General features: G+C 40.6%; 9 protein-coding genes. 3 read left to right on the top strand and 6 right to left on the bottom strand.

Annotated features, from left to right (window positions below):
• Positions 1-23: 23 nt before the first annotated feature.
• Positions 24-1,562 (bottom strand): IS5 family transposase, encoded by a 1,539-nt coding sequence (locus tag RCC89_04650; GenBank protein ID WMJ72452.1) that lies wholly within the window; start codon positions 1,560-1,562, stop codon positions 24-26.
• A gap of 117 nt (positions 1,563-1,679) precedes the next feature.
• The gene (locus tag RCC89_04655) at positions 1,680-3,209 is read right to left on the bottom strand and encodes an FAD-dependent oxidoreductase (protein ID WMJ72453.1); all 1,530 of its coding nucleotides are present in this window, start codon (positions 3,207-3,209) and stop codon (positions 1,680-1,682) included.
• An 85-nt stretch (positions 3,210-3,294) separates the two neighbouring features.
• Between RCC89_04655 and RCC89_04660 the strand changes: the two genes are divergently transcribed.
• Entirely contained in the window at positions 3,295-3,684 is a 390-nt protein-coding gene (locus tag RCC89_04660; protein ID WMJ72454.1) for a VOC family protein, read from the top strand.
• Between the two features lie 38 nt (positions 3,685-3,722).
• On the opposite strand, the gene RCC89_04665 is transcribed toward RCC89_04660, so the two are convergent.
• Complete coding sequence (locus tag RCC89_04665; GenBank protein WMJ72455.1) at positions 3,723-4,526, bottom strand: hypothetical protein; 804 nt, start codon at positions 4,524-4,526, stop codon at positions 3,723-3,725.
• Between the two features lie 169 nt (positions 4,527-4,695).
• On the opposite strand from RCC89_04665, the gene RCC89_04670 reads away from it, so the two are divergent.
• Positions 4,696-7,458 carry a right-handed parallel beta-helix repeat-containing protein gene (locus tag RCC89_04670; GenBank protein WMJ72456.1) on the top strand — a complete coding sequence of 921 codons (2,763 nt, stop codon included), beginning with the start codon at positions 4,696-4,698 and terminating at the stop codon, positions 7,456-7,458.
• A 125-nt stretch (positions 7,459-7,583) separates the two neighbouring features.
• Here the strand turns inward: RCC89_04670 and RCC89_04675 are convergent, their stop codons facing one another.
• The 3 genes from RCC89_04675 to RCC89_04685 are packed head-to-tail and all read right to left on the bottom strand — an operon-like array spanning position 7,584 to position 11,398.
• Positions 7,584-9,344: a cytochrome c biogenesis protein CcdA gene (locus tag RCC89_04675; GenBank protein WMJ72457.1), complete on the bottom strand. Its 1,761-nt coding sequence runs from the start codon at positions 9,342-9,344 to the stop codon at positions 7,584-7,586.
• Positions 9,344-10,024: a protein-disulfide reductase DsbD family protein gene (locus RCC89_04680; GenBank protein WMJ72458.1), complete on the bottom strand. Its 681-nt coding sequence runs from the start codon at positions 10,022-10,024 to the stop codon at positions 9,344-9,346. Before RCC89_04680 ends, RCC89_04675 begins: the two co-directional genes overlap by 1 nt.
• 12 nt (positions 10,025-10,036) lie before the next feature.
• Positions 10,037-11,398, bottom strand: coding sequence for a dipeptidase (locus tag RCC89_04685; protein ID WMJ72459.1), 1,362 nt, complete (start codon positions 11,396-11,398; stop codon positions 10,037-10,039).
• A gap of 116 nt (positions 11,399-11,514) precedes the next feature.
• Here RCC89_04685 and RCC89_04690 point away from each other — a divergent pair, with 116 nt between their 5' ends.
• A complete protein-coding gene (locus tag RCC89_04690) occupies positions 11,515-12,348 on the top strand; it encodes a universal stress protein (protein ID WMJ72460.1) in 834 nt (277 codons plus the stop codon).
• The last annotated feature ends 28 nt before the right edge of the window (positions 12,349-12,376 follow it).

The raw sequence follows: 12,376 nt of genomic DNA on the forward strand, positions 1-12,376 counted from the left end.
AGGGTCTGCTGAAAAACTCAAATTTAACATATGTAAAAAACCGGCCCTGAGCGCTCGCCAGGCCGGTTTTTTATTGTCATCCTTTCAAATACGTCTTTCAGACCCCGAATTATGTTAAAAATTGACTTATGCCATGCTGAAAAACTCAGAAAATAGAGTGCCTGCCTGGTCAATTTGACCAGGTTGAGCACCAGGATTATTGAGGCGATCCACGTTTGGCTGGTATTCTTAAGTCTGGCACGGATACGGTTCATCCCATAGCTGTTTTTTGCTTGTCCAAACTTTCCTTCAACCGGATTCCTCTCTCCTGGACTTACGTGGTTTTCCACTGCCTTTGCGGATGGCCTGCCCAAAGGTTTGGCTGCCAGTTTTATTCCTTTTCCCTTCAACCACTTCCGGTTTTCACGGGTGCAGTAAATTTTGTCTGCCAGTACTTTGGCAGGATAAAAACCAAACCGTTTCCGATATTTTTCAACGTAATCAACAAGATGACTGCCCTCGTTAAAAGCCTCCCAGGACACAGTGTCCAGAAAGGAAAAACCATCCACCATGCTAAGGTGGATCTTGGCTCCAAATTCAGTTTTGGCTCGTGACTTTCCCCGTACAATAGGTCGCACATGAGGCTGATGGATACTAACAATCCGATCTGCTACATGGTGGCCCCGGTTCTTAAACATGCCAAGCTGTTGTTCATAAAGTGTCTGAATGACCCAGTATGACCGCTGTGTACGATGACACAAAGGAAAAACCTCAAAGCTGTCCAGCTGCTTTTCAATGGTCTTGAAGTTTCTTCTAAGGTATTGGAGCTGGGCTTTTATCCCTTTGCGAATTACTTTTCTTGATGGATTCTTGTTCTGGGCCACCTTCAGATAGGTTTTACGAGCTATTTTTCTGTAAGTCCTTGGTTTCTTCCCCTGGGTATTTTTACAATGAAGCTCATCTATGATCTGTTGGGTGATTTCCCTTGCTTTGTTCAGCAGCCCCAAATCGGTTGGGTAAATGATATCTTGAGGACAGGCAGTTGCGTCAAAGATTGCCTCTCCTTTGTTAGACTCTTGCCCACTGGCAAAGGAAGGAGGGTCATTTTTTCCTTTCGTAGTTTTGTCAACTTTTTTTGGGGCTTTTTCCATGTAAAACTCATGGATCCTTTCATTCATCGCATTGATAAGTTCCTGCCCCAACCGTTTTCTGATATCTACAAACAAAGATGGATCAAATGGAGGCTCCTTGATATAAGAACTGTACCCCAGAAAGTATTGCAGATACATGTTTTCGGTAATCTGGGCAACTGTCTCACGATCATCCAGGTTGAGGATATGCTTGATGATCACCACTCCAATCAGCACACGAGGGTTAAGCGCCGGTCTCCCTGTCTTTTTTGGAGGATTGCGTTTGTTGTAGAGATTGACAAGTTCATCCCATGGAATTTTGTTGCTGAGCAAAACCCACCGGTTGTTGGGGTCAAGCTGATTATGAAACGGTGTCTCGAAACCAATAATTGACAACTGGCTGGGACTTGAATATTCGCAGCGTGGTGCACGCCTTTTAGGGGTCTTCTGCATATTTCTTTGCACTTGGACTCCCTCAAATTCATAAAAATAGTTCTAAAATCCTCTTAATGCCGCTATTTTTTATTTCTAAGCAGACCCTAACTACTCTTTTTTGATGATCGTTAACCACTATTTCTTAAATTGATTTTGCAGTTTTTCTGCCGGGATTTTCTTTTTTTCAAGATTTTTTACTGCTGGGCCACATATAATTTCTCCCTTACCGTCAAAGCGGCTTCCATGACATGGGCAGTCCCAGCTTTTCTCTGCTTTATTCCAGTTTACTATGCACTTAAGGTGCGTGCAAACAGGCGACACTGCATTAAGCTCGCCAGATTCATCTCTTGATACGGCGAGTTTTTCGCCATCTATTTCTAAAATTTTACCCTCGCCAGAATAAAGCTCTGCTGTTGTTTCATCGTTGTCTACCCTGTCTGCAATAAAATGTTTGGCTGCGTCCGCATTTTCCCTAATGAAATCATAAGCAGATGCAGCAGGGGTAAAGCGGGAAGCGTCATAGGCATAGAGCCATTTGTTGTCTTTACCTGCTATAAGATCTGCAATAATGCGTGCGGCAATTGTTCCATAAACCAACCCATCACCAGAAAAACCGGTTGCTACAAAAGTTTTTTTAGAGAAAGGGCTTTTGCCAATGTATGGAAGACCATCTGCTGGCTCATAGTACTGTGCCGACCACTTATACTCTATCTCTTCTACCTTAAAATGCGATTTTACATAATGCTCCAGTTTTGCATATTGCTCATGCGCATTTTCTAAGTGACCGGTTTTGTGGTCTTCTCCGCCAACAATCAAATAATCGTGCGATTCAGAATGGCAGCTTCTGATATAATGGTATGGTTCTGCAGTATCCCAAAATAAACCTTCTGGAATTGAGCCTTTCTCTACCCTTGCTGCTACTACATAACTTCTATATGGTGCAGAAACTGTTTGTAACACATTGAAGAATATTGGCAAATGCGTAGCCAGAACCAATTTTTCCGCTTTTAGTTTACCTTCTTCAGTGGTTATGATGAAATAATCGTCTTTTTCTTCTATGTGAATGACCCTTGAGTGCTCATAAATTTTGCTTCCCGATTTGTCAATCGCTTCTGCTAAACCATGCAAATACTCTTGCGCATTAAACCATGCTTGGTTTTCATGTTTAATGGCTTTATACGTTTCAAAAGGTAAAGGAGCATTTTCTTTAATAGAAACGTCCAAAATGGTTTTCTTTAAATGCTCATATTCTTCTTCAATATCCTGTGCATGCTCCTGAATATCGGTATAATAGAAGCCCGGAATCCGTTTAAATCCACATTTGATACCTTCCCTTCTGATATTGTCTTCTATAGTTTGGATGCCAGCCACACGGGATTCCGCAACCAGCTCTATGATTTCTGTATCGAAATCTGTATATAAGTTTTTGTATTTGGTGTCAATGTCTGTGTTTAAGTGGCAGCTTGATAGGCCTGTACTACCGTTACCGATTTTGCTTGCTTCTAGTACTGTTACGTTTTTGCCTTGTTGCGAAAGGTTATAGGCTGTAGATAATCCTGTAATTCCCCCTCCGATTACTGCTACTTCACATTTGCCTTCTCCTTGAAGAGAAGGGTAGTCTTTTTGTTTTCTGGCTTTATCCAGCCAAATAGAATAATGCTTCATATCCGCTTTCCCTTTTGTCCAACTCCTGTATACAATTAACAATGGCTTGCTTGAAATTGTTGGTAAAGTATAAATGAAGCTTCGGATGATGATAAAAAGGATCAAAGAAACTTGTCTCTATGTAGACAACCTAGACCGCACACAAGCTTTTTACCAGGAAAAGTTGGGCTTAAAGTTGATCAACAGGTCAGGAAACCGCCATGTATTTTTTAGGGCTGGCGAATCTGTGTTGTTATGCTTTAACCCTGAGGAGACTAAAAACGACCAAGAGCTTCCGCCACATGCAGGATATGGTACACTGCACCTTGCTTTTGAAGTTTCTGTCGACGAATATAATGACTGGAAGCAGAAAGTAGAAAGTGCCAATATTGAGGTTTTGCAAGAGACTTCCTGGCGGAACGATTTAAAGTCTTTTTATTTCCATGACCCTGATGGTCATTTGCTGGAAATAGTTATGGAAGGAATCTGGGGATAAACTTCCACAACTTTACTAACAAATTTCTTTGCGCATGATCAAATTGTAATTTCTAGCATTCCTAGAAACTGCTTTTCGCTATTCTTCAAGATAGTTAAACCAACATAGGTGTCATTATCTTTTTCATAAATATGTAAAAATGTTGCTTGTTTATTGTCTACCGGTAAAGAGTGCTGCGCCGTCTTTTTGGTTAACTCAAGATCGCTATAAACTTTTATTTGATATTTGCCTTCAGGAGTTTCTAGTAACAGGAAATAGTTATTGTGAAAATTCCACATGCCTTTAACAGCAGCGTTAGGGTCTTTGGATGTTTTTTTTATAACAGGAAATGGAATTCCTGCAGCATGCCCTTGAACAAACTCAGTTATTTCGTCCATGTCTGCCGAAAGCAATGCCAAAGAGGCTTTGTTTTCTTGAACAAAAATCGCTTTTTCTGGTAAGAAAAACATGCCCTTTAGGTTTAAGGCTCCACTTGTGGTAATGTCTTCATTGTATGATAGTAACCTGAAAAAATCTGCGGCTCCTTGCGTGGAAAACACCAAAAAATCTCTATTGAATTTTGTAGGCAATTTAATGAGAAAACTTAGGGTGTTGTTGGTCTGTGTTTTTGGGAATAACACCAAGTGGGGGTAGCCATTAATGTTGAGGTGGTTGATGAGGTATTCACAATCCTGCCCTTCTGGGATGTCTACTTGTTTTACTACTTGTAAGTTTTGGTTTAAAACGTATAGGGTAAGATTTTTTGCAGTAATACTGTAAATGACGCCATTTAGTACAATGGCAGCAGAAAGTTCTGGTAAATGAGAAATGTCTCCTTGCTTTATTATGGTGGTTGTTTTCATTTTTTGATGATCTCCTCTACGGGCTTTTTATATAAAAGTTTTGGCAAATACTCGTAATTTATCGTAATTTTTTATATTTTAGGAAGTTATATTTATATTTTTTTGGGTTTTTTGCAATTTAATCAGAAATTTAACATGTATTTGCCTGGTCAGCCCTAAATTAACATTTATGAAAAAATATTTAATTTTTTTCTGCTTTATTGTTTTTTTTCATTTCTCTTACGGGCAAGAAATCGTGTCAGTAACCAACTCGCTAGAAGCATCTTTGGTAGGGGCTATTGAGCATGTAGATGCTGGCGGTACAGTTATGATTATTGGATCTCATGAGATTAAGCTTACGCAACAAGTTGTTATAGACAAACCTTTGACCATTCTTGCTGCTAGTCCCGATGTAATAATCAGAGCCGGGGATGCGATGGGGGATGAGCAACATATTTTTGTAATAGAAACAGATGATGTAAGTATTGTTAATGTGGAGCTTTCTGGTGCTACGGGTACTTCTGGTCAAGCATGTGGGGAGGAGGTATCAGAAGGTGGCGTAGGGGTTCTTGTGCGGCAAGGTGTTAAAAATACAACCATTGAAAACTGCTATATACACAGCAATGCTTCCCATGGGATTTATTTTGAAGGTGATAATGATGAAGTGGACATTATTAATTGTGTTGTTTCCGATAACTGTAATGATGGAATAAGGGTCAATGACGCAACGAATGTTAAAGTGGCTGGCTGTAAAATTGGAACCAACCGGGAAGGGGATGAGGCTTATGGTAATTACTGGGACGGTATCGTATTCAATAGATCGGAAAATTTTGTTCTGGAGAACAGCATCATTTCGGGCAATGGCGAAGAGCTGTCTTTTGCTGGAAATGTGGGAAGGGGGATTAGGGTGTATGAGACTGAGGAGGGGAGTATCGGGGCGAATTATATTGGAACAGACCTCACAGGCATGTCACGAATCGGTAACCGCTCTCATGGTATTTTTATAGAGGGCGATGGTGACGAAACGGATGTCGCAAATGGAATTGTTATGGCCGACAATATCATTGCTGGAAATGGGACAGCCGGAGCCGGCGAAGGGCATGGTGTGTTTTTGAAGGGTGCAAGTATTAGGGGAACGTTTTATAGAAATTACATTGGACTTAACTCTGCCGGAGAAGATATTATAGCCAACAATGGAAATGGAATCCATATTGAGCTGTCTGATCGTAATATCATTGGTAATTACAGGTATAATAGAAATGTTATCGGCGGAAATGACTATGGCATATATATAGACGACTACCCTGATTGCGGAAGAAACAGAATTGTACACAACTTTATAGGAACAGATGTTTCAGGTACAGAAGCTAAACCTAACCGTAGGTCTGGCATGTATTTGTCTGGTCGTAGATGCGGAAATGAACCAGGGGACATTTCTTTAGTGAGCGATAATGTAGTTTCAAGAAATCAGATGCATGGAATTGAGGGCAATAATCTTTCTGCCATTATAGAAAAAAACATAATTGGATTGCAAGAGGGGGGAAGTGGTTTTTTAGGGAATAATAAAAGAGGTATTTACCTTTCAGGGGCAGTATCTTCTTCTCTTAATGACAATACTGTTTCAGGTAATTTTACCAACGGTGTTGAAATAATTGAGTCTTCAGACATTGATATATGCTCCAACAGAATTGGTGTTGATAATGAAGGTGAGCCTCTTCCCAATGGGGGCAGTGGACTTGTGATCAGGAATAGTTCTAATGTTCATATAGGGTATAGTTCTAATGCGGGGCCTGATGACTATAGCTTATGCAGCAATACTATATCTGCCAACCAACTTCACGGCATAAGGATCGAGAATAGTAGTGATAATATTATTTTGGATAATGTGATTGGGGGGGGGAGTGAAACTAATAGTTTAGGCAATGGGGTCAATGGGATTATGATTCAAGGGCAGTCTCAAAATAATATTATTGGAAGGTTTTCTGAATTGTATGAGCGGTCGGCTGGTAATGAAATTAGTTATAATGCAAGGTCGGCCATTGCTGTTTTGGGTGAAGCGGCTTTTAACAACAGGATCAGCCATAATCAGATTTTCTGTAACGGGTATGGAACTGATTTGGATGAAACAGGTAACAATAATTTTTCCATGCCTCTTACTGCCCCTACTGTTGACTGGCATGAAAAGACAATTTCTGGGCTTGCCGAGCCTGAATCATTTATAGAAATTTATAAGGTACAACCGGATTGTGATGACTGTCAAGGTTGGAAGCTTATAGGTGAAGAAAGGGCTTCTGCAACAGGGGAGTGGTCATTCAGCTATCAAGAATTGGAGGGCGATGGAAGTTATACTTTTACAGCCTCAGATCAAATGGCAGGACAAGCTGGTAATACATCTGAGTTTTCCCCTTGTGGGATGGTATTGCCTGTAGACTTTTTGAGTTTTGAAGCTTCGCCTAAAGAAGGATATGTAGAATTGCTATGGTCTACTGCCTCTGAAAAAGATAATGATCGCTTTGAAGTAGAATTTAGTAAAGATGGAGATTTTTTTGAAAAGATAGGTCAAGTGGATGGTGCAGGTTCTAGCGCTTCTATAGAGGAATACTCTTTTGATCATCATGGAGTAAGGCATTCAGAAGTTTTTTACCGGCTAAAGCAAGTGGACTATAACGGCGCTTATTCTTATAGCCCTGTGAGAAGGGTGGTGCTGGAAGTAGCGGTTAATATTTATCCAAACCCTGTATCAGACATTGTTCATATTCATGGAAGCTTTGACCATGAAAATGTTCAAATTGATATTTTTAATGCCTTAGGGGTTCATGTTTTATCAGAAAATATTTCTGGTGTGAGTGAAGAGATTCAGGTTCCAGTCCATAAGTTGAAACCGGGAATATATTACCTTGAGGTTTCAGAAGAAGCCAAAACGCCAGAAGCTTTAAAGTTTATCAAGAAGTAACCTGTATAGGCTGGTGTAGTCTAAGAGTTCAGTAAGGTAATAAGATGTAGCGGCAAGGCATAACTTGCCGCTATATTTTTCTTAAGTGAATGCAGAGCCTCTCCTAATCCAGATTATGAAGGGTCTTAATTTCCATTTCTTAAAGTTTCAAAATTGTCTTTCCCTTCTTTCAAGAAATCTATAAAGCTTTCCACCTCTCTTTCATAGCCTATAGGTTGCGCAAGAATTTCTTCGGTGAAAGGATCCAGAATTACATAGTATGGTTGCGATTGCACACCAAATGTTCTTAGCTGAAAATCCCTGTTTACCGCTCCAATGGTTTTTTTTGTTTTTCCGTCATAAGGAGATTCATACCATTGGGACTCGTCTAGTTCAGTGCGGTCGTCGGCATAAAGGGCCACGATCATAAAATCGTTGCTCAGCATTTTTAAAACCTCAGGGTCTGACCATACATTGGCTTCCATTTCACGGCAGTTTACGCAGCCGTGTCCAGTGAAATCAATAAACAGGGGCTGGCTTTTTTCTCTTGCACATGCGAGTGCTTGCTCATAGTCAAAGTAGCCTTTTAACCCATGTGGCAGGTGCAGCCGTTGTCCATGTATCGGTTCTTCGCAAAGGTCGGTTTCTTCTGTTTGCACACCCGCTTGATGTTGCCTGACAAGTGCCGGAATGTCAAAATCATGGGTAGACATAGGCGGCAAATAACCCGAAAGCGGTTTTAATGGAGCCCCAAACATGCCTGGGAACAAGTAAATGGCAAACACAAAACAAACCATGGAGAGCAATAGCCGTGGTACGCTTACTTTTTCCACCTCACTGTCATGTGGCAGCCTGATTTTTCCTAACAGGTACACACCCATTAGTATGGCAATAATTATCCAGATGGCAAGGTATACTTCTCTGTCCAAGATCCCCCAGTGGTAAACTTGGTCTGCAATGCTTAGGAATTTAAAAGCAAGGGCTAGCTCTACAAATCCAAGCAATACTTTTACTACATTTAGCCAACCTCCAGATTTTGGCAAAGCTTTTAGCCAGCCTGGGAATATGGCAAAAAGAGTAAACGGAATGGCAAAGGCAGCGGCATAAGCAATCATGCCAAGAATAGGGCGCATCGGGTTTTCGCCGGCCGCTTCTACCAACAAGGCACCTACAATAGGACCTGTACAGGAAAATGACACTAGCACAAGCGTAAAAGCCATAAAGAATACGCCTATCAATCCACCTCTGTCTGCCTGGGCGTCCACTTTGTTGACAAATGAACTTGGCAGGGTAATATCGAAAAGCCCAAGAAAAGAAAGCCCGAAGACGATAAAAACAGTAAAGAATATCACATTGGGAAGCCAATGGGTACTTAAAACTTGTGCAAACTCTGGACCATTAATTGGTGCCAAAATAGCACCTAAGATGCCATAAATAACAACGATTGATAAACCGTAAAGCATACCGCGTTTCACTGCTTGCCCCCTTGTGTTGCTCGCATTGGTAAAGAAACTTACCGTCATAGGTATCATAGGGAATACACAAGGAGTCAGCAATGATATTAAGCCAGAGCCAAAGGCCAATAGCAAAAAGGCCGTCATGCCCAACGCATGGGCATTGTTTCCGCCTCGGTCTTTTAAAGTAATCTTCTGTTCGGGTTCTGATACAGTAGGAGTTTCTGCTCCCTCAGCTGTTGGAGGAGTGGTAGATGGCGGATCTGGCAAAGTTAGCCCCAGTTCTTTGCTCAACTCCCCAATAATTAAATTATTTATACTGTCTCTTTTAACAAGATTTTCAATATGAGAAGTAAGCTCACTTACTTCTTGTTCTGAAAGTGTTACTTGTTGAGCAGATAAATTAAATGTATAGAATATAAGCAGTAGTATGCTTAAAAGTATTTTTTTCATTAATTCCCGTGCTTTCTAACAAAATTACGCAGGTAAATTACAGATTCATCTCTGCCTTCCTGGTCTCTGGAAATGTATTGTTCTCTTTCTTTAACCAATTCTTCTACCCTTTCATTCGTCGGTTCTTCTATTTTTCCATTATCAGCTTTTGTGTCATCTGAAGGCTGCTTTTCCGGCTTTGAAGGCTGTTTTTCAGGTGCGATAGAAGATTGAACAACATTGATGCCGTCGAATGCGTGCTCTTCTTCAAAATAGATGCATTTTCCATCTTTATCGGAGCAAACTTGGTAAGTGATTTCTACTGCTATGACAGGGTTTTCTTCTAAAACCCTGACTTTTTGTCTAAACTCTGCTTTTTCGGTAAAGTAGGTGTAGTCCCCTTCAAAGATTTCGCTATACTTTGTTTTAGGGTTTATAGCCTGCACGTCTCCTTCTATTTGATAGGAGGGGTGAGGCTCAAACGAAAATTCTGTCGGCATTGGGCCGTCTAGTTCAAAATCAGAAGAGTACATATACCAAGGCTGTTTTATGTCAGCCTTGAATATAAGCTCAATAGTTTCGCCAGCTTTTACCTCAGACTTAGATGTTTCATAGCTCCAAGAAGCTGGATTTGCCCCTTGTGCAAAAGCAGATACAATAGTGGCAATAGTTAATAGGACAAGAAGGCTTATTTTTCGCATTTCTTCTTTATTTTATTTCTTTTCACCAGCATAATGTTTGTAAAACATGACAATGGTTTCTATGCCTTTAATATAGTTAAAAATCTTAAAATTTTCATTCGGAGAATGTATGGCGTCAGACTCCAATCCAAAACCTAATAGTACAGTTTTTATGCCAAGTTCTTTCTCTATCAAACTTACCACTGGAATACTTCCACCCTCGCGCATAGGTACGGGTGTTTTTCCCCAAACATCTTCAAATGCTTTGCTAGCTGCAATGTATTCTGCCGAATTTGTAGATATAACGGCAGGTTCGCCTCCATGATGTGGTTTTACATTAACTTTTACGCTTGGTGGCGCTATTTTAGTAAAATGCTCCTGAAAAAGCTTGGTAATTTCTTCTGAGCTTTGATTTGGTACCAGTCTCATGGAAATTTTAGCATAGGCGCTTGAAGGGAGTACTGTTTTGGCTCCTTCTCCTATATAACCGCCCCAAATTCCATTGACATCCAAAGAAGGCCTGATAGATACCCGCTCAAGGGTAGAATAACCTGCTTCTCCGTGAAGCTCCCCAATTCCTAACGTTTTTTTAAATGCTTCCGGTTCAAATGGAAGCTGCGAAAGTTCTTCTCTCTCTTCTTTTGAAAGGACTTTTACTTTATCATAAAACCCAGGTATTGTAATATGATTGTCTTTATCTTTTAATGAGGCAATCATTTCACATAAAATGTTGACCGGGTTCCCTATGGCTCCCCCATAAACACCAGAGTGTAAATCTCTGTTAGGGCCGATAACTTCTACTTCGAGATAGCTTAGGCCGCGCAAACCTGTAGTGATGGTAGGGCATTCATTAGAAAATATCCCTGTATCGGATATTAATGCGATATCGGCTTTTACCAACTCCTTGTTCTCACGAATAAAATTGTCTAAGCTGTCAGAACCTATCTCTTCTTCGCCCTCTATCATAAACTTCACATTGCATGGCAAAGTGTCATGCTGAAGCATTATTTCTAGTGCTTTTACATGCATGTACATTTGCCCTTTGTCATCACTGGCGCCTCTTGCATAAATTTTTTCATCTTTTATGACAGGTTCAAACGGAGGGGAGTTCCATAGGTTCAATGGATCAGGTGGCTGCACGTCATAGTGGCCATAAACGAGAATTACCGGAAGGCTTTCATCTACAATTTTTTCAGCATAGACTACAGGGTTTCCTTCTGTTGGTATAAGCCTGGCATTGTCAGCTCCGGCTTTAGTCAGTGCATCTTTGACATACTCTGCTGCGCGTGTCATATCATCTTTATGTCGACTGTCAGCGCTTACAGAAGGTATTTTTAGCAGTTCTATGAGCTCTTGTATAAATCGCTCTTGGTTTTTTTCTACATATTCTCTCATAATCAATCAGCTTAAATACAATTTTAACAATATTTTTTATCCTTATACAGATTTTAGCGGTAAATTCTTAACTAAATAGTAGGTCGGAGGGTTAAATTAAAAAAAGAGGGGGTGGTATGAAGGCAAATAAGATATTGTTTCCAACAGACTTTTCAGAAAAATCTAAAAACGCATTAGCTTATGCTGTCAATCTGGCAGCGAGAATGAAAGGTGAGCTGATCGTGTTTCACTCAAGTCATTATCCACGTTACAGTAGTGATATTTCTTTGGACTCTATAGACCGTGAATATGAAGAAAGGTTTCGGCAAGATGAGTCCAAACTGGAAAGGATTGTCGGTGAAGTGCGCGATATGAATGGTGATGTGCCTTGTAGGTATATCTTAAAGCACGGAATGGCTGCTGATAACATTGTTTCGCTTGTAAAGGATGAGCATATTTCTTTGATAGTTATAGGGACTGGTGGCAATGAAGCTGGCAATGGCTTTCTGCCAGGAAGTGTAACGGCAGATTTGGTAGAAAAAGCTTCCTGCCCTGTATTTGCCATTCCTGCAAATGCAGCTTTTAAGGATTTTCGCCGGGTTATGTTTGCTAGCGAACTATCTGACGCTGATGTGCCTGCTTTATGTGAGCTTTCTGATTTTGCAAAGACATTCGAAGCAGATATTACTGTATTGAATATTAGCGATGAAGATGACGCCGACCATTACAAACGTTATGAGGAGTTTAAAGATAAGGTAGTCAATTGCCTTGGTTATGACCGGCTTGAATATGAGCATGGCCTGAATAAAAATATTCTTAAGGGCATTTCTGAATATACGTCCGGGCACCATCCTGATGCATTGGTAATGGCTACCCATCGCAGAAAAGGGATTAATAAGCTTTTACGGCCGAGTATTACCAGAAAAATGGCATTAAATACCAATGTGCCACTTCTAGCTTTGCATGTATAGCGAGTTGTGCGCGAGGAGAAGGTTGTGC

Source organism: Cytophagaceae bacterium ABcell3, assembly GCA_030913385.1.
Lineage (GTDB): Bacteria > Bacteroidota > Bacteroidia > Cytophagales > Cytophagaceae > ABcell3.